The sequence below is a fragment of the Klenkia terrae genome, from assembly GCF_037083865.1.
In the GTDB taxonomy this organism is placed as follows: Bacteria; Actinomycetota; Actinomycetes; order Mycobacteriales; family Geodermatophilaceae; genus Klenkia; species Klenkia terrae.
Genome location: NZ_JBAPLV010000020.1, coordinates 51,480 through 68,065 on the forward strand (window position 1 = coordinate 51,480; position 16,586 = coordinate 68,065).

13 protein-coding genes are annotated in these 16,586 nt (G+C 74.5%); 7 read left to right on the forward strand and 6 right to left on the reverse strand.

The features are described from left to right. Positions 1-10: 10 nt before the first annotated feature. A complete protein-coding gene (locus UXQ13_RS17135) occupies positions 11-1,126 on the forward strand; it encodes an NDMA-dependent alcohol dehydrogenase (protein ID WP_225233290.1) in 1,116 nt (371 codons plus the stop codon). Here the strand turns inward: UXQ13_RS17135 and UXQ13_RS17140 are convergent, their stop codons facing one another. The 4 genes from UXQ13_RS17140 to UXQ13_RS17155 all read right to left on the reverse strand — a co-directional run bounded on the left by UXQ13_RS17140 (position 1,127) and on the right by UXQ13_RS17155 (position 5,585). After that, positions 1,127-2,020: a carbohydrate ABC transporter permease gene (locus UXQ13_RS17140; protein ID WP_225233291.1), complete on the reverse strand. Its 894-nt coding sequence runs from the start codon at positions 2,018-2,020 to the stop codon at positions 1,127-1,129. Between the two features lie 4 nt (positions 2,021-2,024). Continuing rightward, positions 2,025-3,185 carry a carbohydrate ABC transporter permease gene (locus tag UXQ13_RS17145; RefSeq protein ID WP_225233292.1) on the reverse strand — a complete coding sequence of 387 codons (1,161 nt, stop codon included), beginning with the start codon at positions 3,183-3,185 and terminating at the stop codon, positions 2,025-2,027. Beyond that, positions 3,182-4,420 carry a sugar ABC transporter substrate-binding protein gene (locus UXQ13_RS17150; protein ID WP_225233293.1) on the reverse strand — a complete coding sequence of 413 codons (1,239 nt, stop codon included), beginning with the start codon at positions 4,418-4,420 and terminating at the stop codon, positions 3,182-3,184. Before UXQ13_RS17150 ends, UXQ13_RS17145 begins: the two co-directional genes overlap by 4 nt. Positions 4,421-4,493: 73 nt before the next feature. Next, positions 4,494-5,585: a LacI family DNA-binding transcriptional regulator gene (locus UXQ13_RS17155; RefSeq protein ID WP_225233294.1), complete on the reverse strand. Its 1,092-nt coding sequence runs from the start codon at positions 5,583-5,585 to the stop codon at positions 4,494-4,496. Positions 5,586-5,707: 122 nt separating this feature from the next. Here UXQ13_RS17155 and UXQ13_RS17160 point away from each other — a divergent pair, with 122 nt between their 5' ends. Next, positions 5,708-7,738: a glycogen debranching N-terminal domain-containing protein gene (locus UXQ13_RS17160; protein WP_225233295.1), complete on the forward strand. Its 2,031-nt coding sequence runs from the start codon at positions 5,708-5,710 to the stop codon at positions 7,736-7,738. A gap of 47 nt (positions 7,739-7,785) precedes the next feature. Then, positions 7,786-8,634 (forward strand): YhjD/YihY/BrkB family envelope integrity protein, encoded by an 849-nt coding sequence (locus UXQ13_RS17165; RefSeq protein WP_225233296.1) that lies wholly within the window; start codon positions 7,786-7,788, stop codon positions 8,632-8,634. Here UXQ13_RS17165 and UXQ13_RS17170 read toward each other — a convergent pair. Then, complete coding sequence (locus tag UXQ13_RS17170) at positions 8,591-9,781, reverse strand: GAF domain-containing protein (RefSeq protein WP_336392584.1); 1,191 nt, start codon at positions 9,779-9,781, stop codon at positions 8,591-8,593. The genes UXQ13_RS17165 and UXQ13_RS17170 overlap by 44 nt on opposite strands. Positions 9,782-9,905: 124 nt before the next feature. Between UXQ13_RS17170 and UXQ13_RS17175 the strand changes: the two genes are divergently transcribed. Beyond that, entirely contained in the window at positions 9,906-11,720 is a 1,815-nt protein-coding gene (locus UXQ13_RS17175; protein ID WP_225233298.1) for a flavin-containing monooxygenase, read from the forward strand. Between the two features lie 10 nt (positions 11,721-11,730). Then, a complete protein-coding gene (locus tag UXQ13_RS17180) occupies positions 11,731-12,783 on the forward strand; it encodes a 2,3-butanediol dehydrogenase (protein WP_336392585.1) in 1,053 nt (350 codons plus the stop codon). Between the two features lie 72 nt (positions 12,784-12,855). Here UXQ13_RS17180 and UXQ13_RS17185 read toward each other — a convergent pair whose 3' ends face one another. Then, entirely contained in the window at positions 12,856-15,186 is a 2,331-nt protein-coding gene (locus UXQ13_RS17185; RefSeq protein WP_336392586.1) for a penicillin-binding protein, read from the reverse strand. Between the two features lie 105 nt (positions 15,187-15,291). Between UXQ13_RS17185 and UXQ13_RS17190 the strand changes: the two genes are divergently transcribed. Together UXQ13_RS17190 and UXQ13_RS17195 are read left to right on the forward strand one after the other, a co-directional pair. Continuing rightward, on the forward strand, positions 15,292-15,612 hold the full coding sequence (locus tag UXQ13_RS17190; protein WP_225233300.1) for a PadR family transcriptional regulator: 321 nt from the start codon (positions 15,292-15,294) through the stop codon (positions 15,610-15,612). Beyond that, on the forward strand, positions 15,609-16,538 hold the full coding sequence (locus tag UXQ13_RS17195) for a hypothetical protein (RefSeq protein WP_225233301.1): 930 nt from the start codon (positions 15,609-15,611) through the stop codon (positions 16,536-16,538). Before UXQ13_RS17190 ends, UXQ13_RS17195 begins: the two co-directional genes overlap by 4 nt. Positions 16,539-16,586 lie beyond the last annotated feature (48 nt).

Below are 16,586 nucleotides of genomic sequence, written 5' to 3' on the forward strand. Positions count from 1 at the left end.
GACAGCGGGGGTGGAGACGACCGGCGCGGTGCTGCGCGGCGAGGGTGGCCGGTACGAACTGGTGACGCTGGAGGTCGGCGACCCCGGCCCCGGTGAGGTGCTGGTCGAGATGGCCTACGCCGGGCTCTGCCACTCCGACGAGCACCTGCGGCACTCCAACGCCGGCGGGAAGTACCCGATCGTCGGCGGCCACGAGGGCTCGGGCGTCGTCCTGGCCGTCGGGCCGGGCGTGCGCCGGGTCGCCCCGGGCGACCACGTGGTGGCCAGCTTCCTGCCCGCCTGCGGCACCTGCCGGTGGTGCGCGTCGGGCCGGTCCAACCTGTGCGACCTGGGCGCCACCATCGCCACCGGTCAGCTGCCCACCGGCACCTGGCCGTTCCGGCTGGACGGCGAGCCGCTGGGCGGGTTCTGCATGGTCGGCGCGTTCGCCCGGCACTCGCTGCTCAGCGAGGCCTCCTGCATCCGGATCGACCCGTGGCTGCCGCTGGACACCGCGGCGCTGATGGCCTGCAGCGTGCCCACCGGGTGGGGCTCGGCGGTCTACGCCGGCGGCACCCGCCCCGGGGACACCGTCGTCGTCGTCGGCTGCGGCGGGGTGGGCGCCAACGCGGTGCAGGGCGCCGTCCACGCCGGGGCGTCGAACATCGTCGCCGTCGACCCGGTCGCGTTCCGCCGGGAGTTCGCCGAGTCCGTCGGCGCCACGCACGCCGTCGAGGACACCCGGAGCGCGGCGATGCTCGCCCGCGAGCTGACCCGGGGCAACGGCGCCGACGTCGTCGTCCTCGCGGTCGGGGCCACCGCCGCCGAGGGCACCCGCCAGGCCGCCCGCTGCCTGGGCAAGGGCGGAACGCTGGTGCTGACGGCGCTGGCCGACATCGGCTCCGACGTCACGGTGTCGCTGCAGGGCAACGGGCTCACCGTCTACGAGCACCGCATCCAGGGCGCGCTGTTCGGCAGCTGCAACGCCCACCGCGACGTCCCGATGCTGCTGCGGCTGGCCAGCGAGGGGAAGCTCGAGCTGGACCGGCTGGTCACCCGCCGGTACGCCCTGGACCAGCTCGAGCAGGGCTTCGCCGACCAGGCCGCCGGCGAGACCATCCGCGGCCTGCTGGTGCACGCGGACTGATCAGCCCTTGACCGCCCCCTCGTTGGCCCCGCCGACGAAGTAGCGCTGGAAGACGAAGAAGACGACGGCCACCGGGATGGTCATCAGCAGCGCGGCACCCAGGGTGAGCGGGAACTGGTTGCCCGAGCCCAGCTGGCCGGTCGTCAGCGTCGCCACGCCCTTGGTCAGCGTGTAGAGGTCCCGGTCCTGGGACGCCACGATGAAGTGCGGCAGCTCGTTCCACGACGCCTGGAAGCTGAGGATGGTCAGCGTGATCAGCGCCGGGCGGGCCATCGGCAGCACGACCGACCAGAACACCCGGAAGGTGCCGGCGCCGTCGATCCGCGCCGCCTCCTCGATCGAGGCCGGGACCGACTCGAAGAACTGCTTCATGATGAAGATGCCCGCGGCGTCGGCGACCAGCGGCAGGAACAGCGCCACCGGGGTGTCGTAGATGCCGAGCTGGTTGAGCACCAGGAACTTCGGGATCAGCAGGACGACGCCGGGCACCGCCATGACCGCCAGGACGGCGCTGAACACCGCCGACCGGCCGCGGAAGTGCAACCGGGCCAGCGCGTAGCCGGCGAGGGAGTCCAGGAACACCCGCAGGCCGGTGACCAGCACCGACACCCAGACCGAGTTGAACGCCCACAGCCCGAAGTCGGTGTCGAACAGCCGGCCGAACGCGGCCGCGGTGAGCGGGTCGGGCAGGAGCGCCAGCGGGTTGTTCGTGGCGTCGCCGTTGGTCTTGAACGACGTCACGACCTGGATGAGGAACGGGTACAGGTAGACGACGGAGAAGAAGACCAGCACGACGTAGGCCAGGAAGCGGCCCACCTGCCGGCCGGGCAGCCGGCGGCGGGGTGCCTCCGGCGCTGGGGCGTCGTCGACGGGGGTCTCGAGGGTGGTGGTCACGCGGTCACCGTCCGGCCTGGAAGAAGGTGGTCTTGGACGACGCCGCCCGGGCCCGCTGGGTGGCCTTGAGCGCCTTCTTCTCGGCGGCGGCGTCCTTGTCGCGCATGAGGAACCGCTGCACCGAGGTGAGCACGATGATGATCGCGAACAGCACGAACGACATCGCGGCCGCGCGGCCCCACTGGCCGCTGACGAACGCCGAGGTGTAGCTGAGGAACGCCGGGGTGAGCGTGGTCTTGGCCGGGTTGCCCTGGCTGATCAGGTAGACCTGGTCGAACACCTGCCAGGTGCCGATCAGGCCCAGGGTGATGACGAGGAACAAGGTCGGCCGCAGCGCCGGCAGCGTGACCGCGCGGAACCGCTGCCAGGAGTTGGCGCCGTCCATCACCGCCGCCTCGCGGACGTCGTTGGGCACGTCCTGCAGCGCGGCCAGGAACATCAGCATGTAGCCACCGGCCGACGTCCAGACCACCAGCAAGATCAGCGCGGCCAGCGCGATCGACGGCCCGGACAGCCAGTCCCACCAGGACAGCCCGAGCGGGCCGCCATCGGTCAGCGCGGCCGGCGGGGAGTCGGCGTCCCAGAACCCGAGGCCGTCGCCGATCAGGTGCAGCAGGCCGCGGGAGTCGCTGAACCAGTTGGGCCCGTCGATGCCGACCAGGCCGAGCAGGCCGTTGACCGCCCCGCCGCCGGTGAACAGGAAGATGAACACCAGGCTGATCGCCACCGAGCTGGTGACGGTCGGGAAGTAGAACGCCGTCCGGAAGAAGCCCTTGGCCCGGATCTTCGAGTTGAGCACCAGCGCCAGGCCGAGCGCGATCGCCGTCTGCAGCGGGACCACCAGCAGGACGTACCAGGCGTTGTTGCGCAGGGCGGTCATGAAGTCCTGCCGGGCCAGGCCCGGCTCGGTCAGGATCGCGGCGTAGTTGTCGAACCCGACGAAGCCGACCTGGCCGGTGAACGGCGATCCCCGCCCGCGCCAGTCGGTGAGGCTGACCCAGAACGCCATGAGGATCGGGATCAACACGAAGAGCCCGATCAGCACGAGCTGCGGGGCGGCGAAGGACCAGCCGGCCCGCCCCTGCCCGGCCCGGGACGAGCTGCGCCCCGACCCCCGCGGGGAGGCGGTCGCCAGGGCCCCTGCGGGAGCCGGGGCCGCGGTCATCCGCCGATCGCCTGCTCGAGGTTGGTCTGGGTGGACTGCAGGATCTCGGCCGGGTCACCGGTCTCGATCGCCCCCAGCTGGCTGTCGAAGTCCTGCAGCACCGGCTCGACGCCCGGTGCGTTGACCGGCCCCTGCGCGTAGTCGGCACCCGCGATGTAGGCCTCCCGCTCGGGGAACTGCTGCAGGTAGGCGTCGGCCAGGGACTGGCGCGAGGGGAGCACACCGGTGTCCTGGGTCAGCGGGGTCATCGCGTCGGCGCCGGTCAGGTAGGTGGCCAGGTCGACCGCGGCGTCCTGCGCGTCGCTGTCGGCGGCCACGGCCAGGCAGTTGGTGAACGACAGCGTGCCCGAGCCGCCGGGGCCCTCAGGCAGCGGGACGACGGTGTAGCCGACGTCCGGGTAGTCGTTGGCCATGCCGCCGACCAGCCAATTGCCCTCGATGGTCATCGCGGCCTTGCCGGTGCCCAGGGCCTCCACGCCGTCCCCGGCGTCGACGTCACCCGGGAAGCTGAAGCTGCCGGCCTGCAGGTTGGTCTGCAGGTACTGCAGCGCCTCGAGGTTCTCCGGGCTGTCCGCGGTGACCTCGCCGCCGTCCTCCGACAGGAACCAGCCGCCGCCCTCGACCATGAACGCACCGACCCGGTCCCGGGTGGCGTTGACGACCAGGCCGGTCTGCTCGCCGGTGGTCAGCCGCTGGGCGACCGTCGCCAGCTGCTCCCACGTGGTCGGGTAGTCGGCCTCGGTCAGGCCGGCGGCCGACCAGGCGGCGTCGTTGATCTCCAGCGCCAGGGTGGAGAAGTCCTTGGGCAGGCAGTACTGCGTGTCCTGGTAGGTGAACGCGTCGACCAGGTTCGGGTAGAAGTCGTCGAGGTCGTCGACCTGGTCCAGGTAGGGGAACAGGTTGCCGGCGTCGGCCTGGTCGGCCAGCCGGCTGGCGTCGAGGTAGAAGACGTCGGGCGGGTTGCCGCCGGCGAAGCCCTGGGCCAGCTCCTGGGAGAGGTCGGCGGCGACCTGGACGTCGACGGTGTTGCCCGACTCCTCCTCGTAGGCGTCGACCTGGGACTGCACGGCCTGGGTCTCGGCGTCGCCGGAGCTGGCGATGAGCATGGTGAGCGAGGCGCTGCCCGACTCCTGCTGCTCGGCGCCGTCGTCGAAGCCACCACCGCAGGCGGCGGCCAGGGACAGCGCGGCGACGGCGACGGCGGCCTGCGCGGACCGGCGGATGGGGTGTCTCACTCGGGGTTCCTCCTCTGCGGTCGGCCGTCGGCGTCGGTGCCGTCGGCCGGGTGGTGCGGGGTGGGTCGGGTGGTCAGTGGGTGCCGGACGGCGGGAACGGCAGGCTCGCCGCGGACGGCGCGGCGTCGTCACCGCGCTGCGAGCTGGCCCGGACGACCAGCCGCGGCGGCAGCAGCACCGGCTGGTCGGCGGCCGGGGAGCCGGGCGGGCCGGGGTCCAGCTGGCCGCGGAGCAGCTCGATGCAGGCCGCGGCGGCCGCGACGACCGGCTGGGCGACCGAGGTGAGCCCCAGGGCGGCGGCGACCGGGCTGTCGTCGAAGCCCACGACGGCGACGTCCCGGCCGGGTCGGCGGCCGAGCTCCTGGACGGCGCCCAGCGCGCCGAGGGCGAGGGAGTCGCTGGCGCAGACCAGGGCGGTCACCCCGCGCGCGGCGAGCAGGCCGAGGGCGGTGGCCTGGGCGACGGCGAGATCGTCGGGGAGCCCGGCCTCCAGGCCGGCGACGGGCAGGCCGGCCGAGGACATGGCGTCCACCCAGCCGGCCCGCCGGTCGTCGCCGGTGCCCGAGCCGGCCGGCCAGCCGAGCCAGGCGATCCGGGTGTGCCCCTGGGCGACCAGGTGCTCGACGGCCGCGCGGGTGCCCGCCGCGCCGTCGACGTCGACCCAGCTGCGCCCGTCCGGGTCGTCCCAGGGCCGGCCGAAGCTGGCCACCGGCAGCCGGCGGCGGCGCAGCCAGGCGGTGCGCGGGTCGCCGTGGGAGGTGCCGGTCAGCACGAACGCGTCGACGGCGAAGGAGGCGACGAGCTCGTCGTAGGCGCCCACCTCGGCCTCGGCGTCGTCGGCGGTGAAGAGCACCAGCCGCTGGCCGGACTCCTCGGCGCTGCGGGTCAGCGCGTGCAGGAACTGGTCGAGCACGCTGCCGCCGAAGGCCTCGCGGACCGGCTCGATGCGCATGGCGATGAGCTGCGACCGGTGGCTGCGCATCTGCTGGGCGGCCCGCAGCGGGCGGTAGCCGACCTCGTCGATGACCGCCCGGACCCGGTCCAGGGTGGCCCCGCTGACCAGGTGCGGTGCGTTGAGCACGTTGCTCACGGTCTGCTTGGAGACCTGGGCGAGCGCAGCGACGCTGGCGAGCGTGGGCCGCTCGACGCCGTCGTCGGGGTGCATCGCTGTCTCCTTTGGACCGATCCAAGTGATCGGAGGCACAGTGCGCCGGGTGCAGGGTGGCTGTCAAGTGCGAGCTCGGTGCAGCTTGTGCGATCCGGCCGGGTTCGGGTTGGATCGGTCGAATGACGAGCGACGCGGGCCTGCAGCCGACCGTCCACGAGCTCGACGTCTGCCTGCGGGCCCCGGTCACCGTGCTGTCGGCGCGGGACGGCGCGGTGCGCGGGCAGGGCGCCGAGGGGGTGTTCTGCGGCGACGTCCGGGCGCTGTCGGTGGTCGGGGTGACCGTGGCCGGTCGTCGTCCCGACGGCATCGGCGGGGGCAGCACCGGTCCGGGCACCAGCACGCACGTGGCCGTCGTCCGCGGGCTGGGCGACCCCGGCCCGGACCCGACGGTCCGGCTGGAGACCGTGCGCACGCTCACCGCCGACGGGCTCACCGAGACGCTGCGGCTGGTCTCCACCGCCGCCGCACCGGTGACCGCCGAGGTGGTGCTGACCCTGGCCACCGACCTGGCCACCGTGGAGGAGGTCAAGAGCGGCCACCTGCGCCCCCTGCTGCGCCCGGACGGCGACGGGTGGTCCGGCCGCGGGGTCACCGTCGCGGTGCCCGGCCTCCAGGTGGACGGCGAGGTGGGCCGGCTGCGCTGGTCGGTCGTCGTCCCGCCGCGGGACGCCGTGGAGCTGACCTGGTCGGCGACCGTCACCGACCCCGGCGGGGTGACCACGGCCCCGCGCACCGCGGCCAGCTGGTCCACCCCGCGGGTCACCGCCGACGACTCCCGGCTGGCCGCGCTCGTCGAGCAGTCCCTGGAGGACCTGGCCGGGCTGCGGATGACCACCACGAGCGACCCGGACGACGTCTTCGCCGCCGCCGGGGCCCCCTGGTACCTGACCCTCTTCGGCCGGGACAGCCTCTGGACGGCGCGCTTGCTGCTGCCGCTGGGCACCGAGCTGGCGGCCGGCACGCTGCGCACCCTGGCCGCCCGGCAGGGCACCCGCCGGGACGACGCCACCGGCGAGGAGCCGGGCAAGATCCTGCACGAGATCCGCCGTCCCCCGGTGGCCGAGGAGGGCACGACCCCGTTCCTGCCGCCGGTCTACTTCGGCACCGTCGACGCCACCCCGCTGTGGGTCTGCCTGCTGCACGACGCCTGGCGCTGGGGCCTGGACCCGGCCGTGGTCACCGAGCTGCTGGACCCGCTCGAGCGGGCGCTGGGGTGGCTGGCCACCGACGGCGACCCCGACGGCGACGGGTTCCTGGAGTACCTGGACCGCTCGGGCGCCGGGCTGGCCAACCAGGGCTGGAAGGACAGCGCGGACTCCGTCCGCTTCGCCGACGGCACGATCGCCGAGGGACCGATCGCGCTGTGCGAGGCGCAGGCCTACGCGCACGAGGCGGCCCTGGCCGGTGCGCACCTGCTGGAGGCGTTCGGCCGGCCCGGCGCCGACCGCTGGCGAGCCTGGGCCGCCGACCTGGCCGAGTGCTTCCGCGGCGCCTTCTGGGTCGCCGACGCCGAGGGCCGCTACCCGGCGATCGCGCTGGACGGCGCCAAGACCCCGGTGGACGCCCCGACCTCGAACATCGGCCACCTGCTGGGCACCGGGCTGCTCACCGCCGGGGAGTCCGCCGAGGTGGCCGCCCGGCTCGGGTCGCCGGCGATGGACTCCGGGTTCGGGTTGCGCACGATGGCCACCACCGCCGGCGGCTACGGCCCGCTGACCTACCACTGCGGGTCGGTCTGGCCGCACGACACCGCGATCACGCTCACCGGGCTGGCCCGCGACGGGCACGACGCGGTCGCCGGGTCGCTGGCCCGCGGGGTGCTGGCGGCCGGGGAGTCCTTCGCCTGGCGGCTGCCCGAGCTGTTCGCCGGCGACGGCTCGGACGTCGTCCGGCGAGCGCTGGCCTACCCGGCCTCCTGCCGGCCGCAGGCCTGGTCGGCGGCCGCCGCGGTCGCCGTGCTGACCGCCGTGCTGGGGCTGCGGCCCGACGTCCCGGCCGGCCGGCTCGTCGTCCGGCCGCTGCAGCCGGCACCGCTGGGCGCGGTCCGGGTCGAGGGCCTGCGGATCGGGTCCGACGACGTCACGGTGACCGTGTCTGCCGACGGCGCTGTCGAGGTGACTGGCTTCTCCGGGGAGGTCGCCGTCGGCTGACCAGGCTCGCCGGGCGCCGCGGCCCCGCGGGTGGTGGAGTTGGGGCGATGACCGTCCGCCCGTCCTGGCACGCCCGATGGCGGTCGGAGGCCCGTTTCCTCATGGGATCGGTGCGGCGGGGCCTGCGCGGGCGGGACCTCGCGCTGATCGCGGCCGGGCTGACCTTCTACGCCGGCATCTCCGTCGTCCCGCTGCTGCTGCTGGCCCTGGCGCTGACCTCGCTGCTGGCCGGTGCCGACTGGGTGCGCGGGAAGCTGGACCTCCTCGGCGGGGTGCTGCCCGACCAGCTCGGCGCCCCGGACGCCCTCGCCCGGCTGGCCGAGGCCGGCACCACGATGACCCTGCTCGGCGGGGTGCTGGCCCTGCTGCCGATGACGTTCTACGGCGAAGGGCTGCGGCGGGCGCTGCTGCGGTTCACCGACGAGCGGGACACCTACACCGGCTGGCGCGGCCGGCTGGCCGTCGTCCCGCTGCTGCTGGTCTCGCCGTTCCTGCTGTACCCGGTGCTGCTGGTGGTGCCGGTGCTCGCCGACCTGCAGGCCACGGCCGGGTTCGGCGCGCGGGTGGGCGGGGTCGCGCTGGGCTTCTACTCGGTGCTCTTCGCCCTGGTCGGGCCGCTGGTGTGGGGGTTCCGGTTCGTCGCGGCCGGGATGCTGCGCTGGGGCGCGGTGCTGGTCGGCGCGTTCTTCACCGCGGCGTCGCTGGCCGGGTTCCTGCAGGGCTTCGTGCTCTTCCTGCGGCTGCCGCTGTCCATCGGTGCCCCGTTCGGCGGGCTCGACGTGGTCGGCGGGGTGGTCGCGCTCGGGCTGTGGCTGTTCCTGCTGCACCTGGTGGTGATCGCCGGCTGGCTGCTCACCCAGGCGCTGGACCAGCGGCTGGCCCGCGGGCGGCCCTGAGCGCGAGCACGACCGGCGCGACCGAGCCGGGCAGCAGCACCTTGCCCGGGCCGGGGAGGACGACGTCCAGGGTGACGCCGTCGGCCGGCCGGTAGGGCTGCGTCGCGAGCAGGGGCCCGACCGCGCGGCGCAGCCGGGACACCTCGGCCCGCACCGTCACCGTGCGCGCCGGGTCGCCGAACAGCGCCCCGGCGAGCTCGGCGGCGGTCAGCCCCTGCGGGGCGCGGGCCAGAGCGAGCAGGATCTCGGCGTGCCGCGGGCCCAGGACGTCGACCCACGACCCGGTGGGCGCGTCCACCCGGAGCCGGGGCCGGTCCCCGGCGAGGTCGAGCAGCACGGCGGTGTCGGCGCCGGACAGGTCGTCGTCGTCCAGCCGGACCAGCCACCCGCCGGGCAGCGGCTCCACCCGGCACGGGCCCAGCACCGGCAGCAGCCGGTGCCCGCCGTCCAGCCCGGCCGGCAGGGCCACCCGGGCCGGACCGGCGAACCCGGTGGCCGCCGCGGTGCGGCCGTCGTGGGCCAGCACCAGCGCCCGTCCCTCGGCCCGGGCCAGCAGCGGACCGGCGATCCGGCGAAGCTGCTCCAGCGACCGGTCGTGCGCGGCCCGCACCTCGTGCTCGGCCAGCGCGGCGACCGCCGACACCAGCGCGAGCACCCCCGGGTGGGCGGTGCGCGCCGGCCCGGACAGGTCGACCACGCCCAGCAGTGCGCCGCCGACCGGGTCGCGCAGCGGGGCGGCGGCGCAGGTCCACTGCTGGTGCCCGTCGACGAAGTGCTCCCCGCCGTGCACCCCGACCGGGGTCCCCAGCACCAGGCAGGTGCCGATCGCGTTGGTGCCCACGGTGGGCTCGTCCCAGGCCGCCCCGGGGACGAACCCCAGCCCGTCGGCGCGGCGCCGCACCTCCGGCGCCCCGCCCTGCCACAGCACGGTGCCGTCGGTGCCGGTCACGACCAGGAGCTGGCCGGAGGCCCGGGCGACCGGTTCCAGGCGGTCCCGCAGCACCGGGATCATCGGCGCCAGCGGCCCGGTGAACACCAGCCGGGACACCTCGGCGTCCGACAGCACCGCCGGTCCGCCGGCCCCGCCCGGGTCCACGCCCGCCGCGGCCACCCGTCGCCACGACGCGTCGATGAGGGGGCGGGGCACGGCACCAGGGTGTGACCTGGACCACCGGGAGCGCAACCCTTCGCAACCCTGCTGCAGCGACCGGCGCGGGTGTGGCATGGACCCCGGGACGGCGACGAGGCCGTCCGAGCGAGGAGGCACCCGCATGACGCAGACCCTGGAACGCCCCACCGACACCCCCGCCGCCCGCGTCGCCGCATGGCTCGACGCCTTCCAGGCCGCCCTGGACGCCCGGGACGCCGACGCCGCCGCCGAGCTGTTCGCCCCCACCTGCTTCTGGCGCGACCTGATCGCCTTCACCTGGAACATCACCACCGCCGAGGGCCGGGACGCCGTCCGGGCCCGGCTGACCGAGGTCACCGACCGGGTCGCCCCGACCGGCTTCCGGGTCACCGAGGGCCAGGAGCCCACCGGTGCGGACGGCGTCGACGAGGCCTGGATCCACTTCGAGACGTCGGTCGGCCGCGGGCGCGGGCACCTGCGGCTCCAGGACGGCAAGGCCTGGACGTTGCTCACCACCCTGTACGAGCTGACCGGCCACGAGGAGCCGGCCGGTGCCGGCCGCCCGCGCGGCGCCGAGCACGGGGCGAACAAGGACCGGCAGACCTGGCTGGAGCGCCGCGAGGCCGAGGCCACCGAGCTCGGGTACACCCGCCAGCCGCACGTGCTGGTGATCGGCGGGGGCCAGGGCGGGATCGCCCTCGGCGCCCGGCTGCGGCAGCTCGACGTCCCGACGATCGTCGTCGACCGGCACGCCCGGCCCGGCGACCAGTGGCGCAGCCGCTACAAGTCCCTCTGCCTGCACGACCCGGTCTGGTACGACCACCTGCCCTACCTGCCGTTCCCGGAGAACTGGCCGGTGTTCGCGCCGAAGGACAAGATCGGCGACTGGCTGGAGATGTACACGAAGGTCATGGAGCTCAACTACTGGAGCTCCACCAGCGTGGAGTCGGCGTCCTGGGACGAGGCCGCCGGGCACTGGGACGTCGAGGTCGTCCGGGACGGCGAGCGGCTCACCCTGCACCCGACCGAGCTGGTCTTCGCCACCGGCATGAGCGGCAAGGCCCGTATGCCGCGGTTCCCCGGGATGGACCGGTTCCGCGGAGAGCAGCAGCACTCCTCCGCCCACCCCGGACCCGAGGCCTACCGGGGGAAGAAGGTCGTCGTCGTCGGGAGCAACAACTCCGCGCACGACATCTGCGCGGCGCTGTGGGAGCACGGCGCCGACGTCACGATGGTGCAGCGCAGCTCCACGCACATCGTCACCAGCCGCTCGCTGCTGGGCACGATGGAGGGCCTGTACTCCGAGAGCGCCGCGGCCGCCGGGGTCACCACGCACCAGGCCGACCTGACCTTCGCCTCGCTGCCCTACCGGATCATGGGCGAGTTCCAGAAGCCGCTCTACGACCAGATCCGGATCGACGACGCCGACTTCTACGCCCGCCTGGAGGCCGCCGGCTTCCAGCTCGACTTCGGCGACGACGACTCCGGCCTGTTCCTCAAGTACCTGCGCCGGGGCTCGGGCTACTACATCGACGTGGGTGCCTCCGAGCTCATCGCGGACGGCTCGGTGAAGCTGGTCGGCGGCCAGGTCCGCGAGCTGACCGAGGACGCCGTCGTCCTCGAGGACGGGACGACGCTGCCGGCCGACCTGGTCGTCTACGCCACCGGCTACGACTCGATGAACGGGTGGGTGGCCGACCTCATCGACCAGGAGACCGCCGACCGGCTGGGCAAGGTCTGGGGCCTGGGCTCGGACACCACCAAGGACCCGGGCCCGTGGGAGGGCGAGCAGCGCAACATGTGGAAGCCCACCGCCGTCCCGCACCTGTGGATGCACGGCGGCAACCTGCACCAGTCCCGGCACTACTCCCTGTACCTGGCCCTGCAGCTCAAAGCCCGGTACGAGGGCATCCCCACCCCGGTGTCCGAGCCGGCCGCCGTGCACCACACGAGCTGAGGAGCGCGCGATGAGAGCAGCACGCTGGCACGCCCGGGGGGACATCCGGGTCGAGGACATCCCCGAGCCGGATCTCCGACCCGGGCACGTGGCGATCGACGTCGCCTGGTGCGGGATCTGCGGCAGCGACCTGCACGAGTACCTGGAGGGGCCGATCTTCATCCCGCACGGCACCCCGCACCCGGTGTCGGGCGAGATGGCGCCGCTGACGATGGGGCACGAGTTCTCCGGGACCGTGACCGCGCTGGGCGAGGGCGTCACCGACCTCGCGGTGGGCGACGCGGTCGTCGTCGAGCCCTACGTGATCGCCGACGACGTCGACACCACGCCCGGCCAGCCGTACCAGCTGTCGCACGACATGAACTTCATCGGGCTGGGCGGCCGCGGCGGCGGGCTGAGCGAGAAGGTCGTGGTCGACCGGCGGTGGGTGCACCCGGTCGGGGACATCCCGCTGGACCAGGCCGCCCTGGTCGAGCCGCTGGCCGTGGGCTACCACGCCTACCGGCGCAGCGGGGCCGGCGCCGGGGACGTCGCGCTGATCGGCGGGGCCGGCCCGATCGGGCTCCTGCTGGCCGCCGTCCTGCGGGCGGAGGGGCTCACCGTGGTCGTGACCGAGGTCAGCGCGGCGCGCAAGGCCAAGGCGCTCGAGACCGGGGTGGCCGACCACGTGCTGGACCCGACCGAGGGGTCGGTGGCCGACCGGGTGCGCGAGCTGACCGGCGGTCGGGGTGCCGACGTCGGCTTCGAGTGCTCCAGCGTGGACGCCGTCCTGGACACCCTGCTGGACGGCGTCCGGCCCGGCGCGGTGATCGTCAACGTGTCGATCTGGGGGCACAAGCCGGCGGTGGACCTGCAGAAGCTGGTGCTCAAGGAGATCGACCTGCGCGGCACGATCGCCTATGCCGGCGACCACCCCGCCACGATCGAGCTGGTGCGCAGCGGCAAGGTCGACCTGGCCCCGTTCATCACGGCGAGGATCGACCTCGCCGACCTGGTGGAGCAGGGCTTCGAGACGCTGGTCCACCGCAACGACACCCAGGTCAAGATCCTCGTCCACCCCTGAGGCGGGTCGAGTGCACGACTGCGGTGGTCTCCGGGGCTCCGGGACCACCGCAGTCGTGCACTTGGCGTGCGGTCAGTTGGTGGGCTGACCGGGGATGGACGGCGGGCCGGCGCCCGGGCCGCCCGGTCCCGGTGCCGGTGGTGCCGGTCCGGGTGCCGGGGGCGCGGGTGCGGGGGCCGGCGCCGGGGGTGTGTAGGAGGCGCCGTTGCTGACCCGGATGGTGACCACCTGGCCGACCACCGCGCGCCCGCCGGCCGGGGGGCTGGTGCCCAGCAGCGAGCCGGACGGCGTGCTGCCGTCCACGGTCACCGTCTGCGGCACGAACCCGGCGTCGGCCAGCGCCGTCCGGCAGGAGCTGACCGAGCCGCAGCCGGGCACCGGCCGGGTGTTGCCGTTGACCACGGCCGGGTCGGCGGGCGGGAACTCACCGCTGCCGCGGGCGTCGAGGATCGGCGCCATCGCGGCCCGCCAGATGGTCGCCGGCTTGTTGCCGCCGAAGCCCCCGACGTCCTGGTTCAGCTTGGGGTTCAGCACCATCACGCTGGCGGTGATCTCGGGGGTGTAGCCGACGAAGGCGGCGGAGAAGTTGTCCTGCGACGTCCCGGTCTTGCCGGCGATCTGGTGCCCGGCGACGTAGGCCCGGGACCCGGTCTGGCCGGGGTTCCCCGGCTCGACGTCCCGGCGCAGGATCTGGTTGATCGTGGTGGCCACGCCGGGCGCGATGGCCTCGGGGGTGCACTGGTCACCGCGCACCAGGGGCTGGCCGTCGGCGGCGAGCAGCGGCTGGCCGGCGCGGTCCAGGACGGCGGTCACCGGGGTGACCAGGCAGCGGGTGCCGCTGGCGGCGAAGGTCGAGTACGCACTGGCCAGGGCCAGCGGGCTGGTCTCCTCGGCGCCGAAGGTGAACGAGCCGCGGTTCTCGTCGATGACCTGCTGGGCCAGGCCCGGCCGGCTGAACTGGAACAGCCCGGCCGCCTCGGCCATCCGCACCGGCTCCTCGACGCTGCCGAGGGCGTCCTCCAGGGCGAGGAAGTACGTGTTGGAGCTCTGGTAGAGCGCGGTCGACAGGTCCAGGGTGCCCGAGTACCGGCCGGCGTTGCGCACGTCGTAGGGCTCCGCGCCGTCCCGGTAGACCCGCGAGACGTAGGGGTCCGAGGTGGTCAGCGTGTAGTACTGCGAGTACTGCCGGGCCAGCGCGGCGGCCGCGGTGAACACCTTGTAGGTCGAGCCCGACCCCTGGCTGGCGGCCACGTTGAGGTTGTAGGACTCCTGCGCCGGGTCGGTGACGTCGTAGCCGAACACCCGGTTCACGCTCATCGCCAGCAGGTGCCCGGTGCCGGGCTGGACGGCGGTGAACATCCCGGCCAGCGAGTCGCCCATCGGCAGGGTCCCCAGGACCGCGGCGTCCCCGGCGCGCTGCAGCTCGGGGTCCAGCGTGGTCTGGATGGTCAGCCCGTCGTGCTCGAGCTGCTCCTGGGTCAGGCCGAGGGTCTGGGTCAGGTAGCGCTGCACGAAGTCGCAGACGAACGGGCCCACCGCGGCCTGCACGCACCCGCGCGGCGGCGCGGCGCCCAGCACCAGGGTGAGCGGCTCGGCCTGCGCGGCGGCGGCCTCGTCGGGGGTGACCATGCCCTGCTCGGCCATCCGGTCGAGCACCTGGTCGCGCCGGGTCGTGGCCGCCTCGGGGTTCACCGTCGGGTCGTCGCTGGTGGGGCTCTGCGCGAGCCCGGCCAGCATCGCGGCCTGCGGCAGCGTGAGGTCGACGGCGTCCACGGAGAAGTAGATCCGCGAGGCGGCCTGGATCCCGTAGGCGTTCTGGCCGAAGTAGACGATGTTCAGGTAGCGGGTGAGGATCTCGTCCTTGCTGTAGGTCTCCTCCAGCGCCAGGGCCAGCCGGGCCTCCCGCAGCTTGCGGTCCAGCGTCTGCTCGGTGGCCGCCGCGGCCTCCTCCGGGGTGTCCGCGGTCTGCAGCAGCGTCTGCTTCACCAGCTGCTGGGTGAGCGTCGACCCGCCCTCCTGCACGTCGCCGGCGGACAGGTTGGTGACCGCGGCCCGCAGCGTGCCCTGCACGTCGAGCCCGTGGTGCGAGTAGAACCGGGCGTCCTCGATGGCCACCATGGCCTGCTTCATGACCTCGGCGATCCGGTCGCCGGTCACCGGGGCGCGGTTCTCGTCGTAGAACCCGGTGATCGGCTCGCCGTTCGCCGCGGTCATCACCGTGTTGCCGGCCGGCGTCCGGTCGGTGAGCTCGACCGGCAGGGCATCCAGCAGCGAGGCCGAGTTGCGGGCCGTGACGCCGAGCCCGCCGACGACCGGGAACAGCACCGCCGCGACGAGCACCCCGGCCAGGACGACGGCGGCCAGCAGCTGGACCAGCGTGCCGATCCGGCGGGCCACGCCCATGTCCCACCTTCCTCGCAGGTCACCGGGGTCCCACAGAACCAGAGAACGCAGATGTTCCACAACCATGCCTTGTCCGGCAAGGCATGGCCGGATAGCTTGTCCAGCATGGCATCGCTGACCGAGCCCGCGGCCTTCGTGCTCGCGGCGCTGGCCGACCAGCCCCTGCACGGGTGGGGCATCACCGCGGAGGTGGAGCTGTTGTCGGCCGGCCAGGTCGCCCTGCGGGTGGGCACCCTCTACGGCCTGCTCGACCGCCTGACCGCCGAGGGTCTGGTCGAGCCCGACCGGGAGGAGCTGCACGCCGGCCGGACCCGCCGCTACCACCGGCTCACCGACGCCGGCCGCCGCGCGCTGGAGGCCGAGGCGGTGCGCCAGGAGGCCAATGCTCGCGCGCTGCGCGCCCGGCTGCGGGTGCGGCCGGCATGAGCGCCGTCCCCACCCTCGAGGACCGCTACCGGCGCCTGCTGCGCGCCCTCCCCGAACCGGCCCGCAGTCGCTGGGCCGACGAGATGACCGACACCTACCTGACCGCCACCTGCGCCCACGACCCGGAGTTCGCCGAGTTCGGCTCCCCGGACCTGGCCGACCGCCTCGACGTCTGGGGTCTGGCGCTCCGGCTCCGGCTGGGCGGGCCGGGGTCCTCCGCCCGGGCCTCGCTGACCGGCGCCACGGTCCGCTGGGTCGCCCTGCTGGGCACCCTGGCCGCCGCCGCCCCGGCCGCCCTGGCCCAGCTCGCACGCACCCTGGACCCGGGCCCGCCCTGGGTCACCGGCTGGCACGTCCCGTTCAACACGCTGGCCGCGGTGCTCGCGGTGGCGGTGTTCGGGTGCCTGGTGCACGGCTCGGTGGTCGCCCGGGCGACGGCCGGGGCGCTCCTCGCGCTGCACCTGTTCGCCGCCATCACCACCAGCGCCCCGATCGGATCCACCGTGGCGTTCCTGCTCCCGGCCGCCGTCCCGCTGCTGGCCGCCCTGGCCGTGGACCCGGTGCGGGTGGACCGACCCGGGTGGTGGTGGGCCGGCGCCCTCGGCGCGCTCCTCCTCGTGGGCGGGCTGCCCTACCTGTCCCTCCTGGCGCCGGTCTGGCTGACCTCTGACGCCGTCGCGGCGGTCGGGCTCACCGTCGTCGGCGCCGTGGCCGTGGTGCGGACCGCCGCCCCGGCCGCGGGTGCGGTCGCCGTCCTGGGGCTGCTGACGCTGCCCGTCCTCCTGCTCCCGCTGGTCGTCGGCGGCGGGCCGGCCGGGTACGTCGCCGTCCAGGCCGGGGCGGTGGCCCTGCTCGCCGCGACCACCGTGGTCTGCGCCGTGACCGCCGTCCGCGCGGTGCGCCGGTTGCCGTCCCCGAGGACCTGACACCCGGGCCGAGACCTGCGCGCAACCTGGAGCGGGCATCCTGGTGGG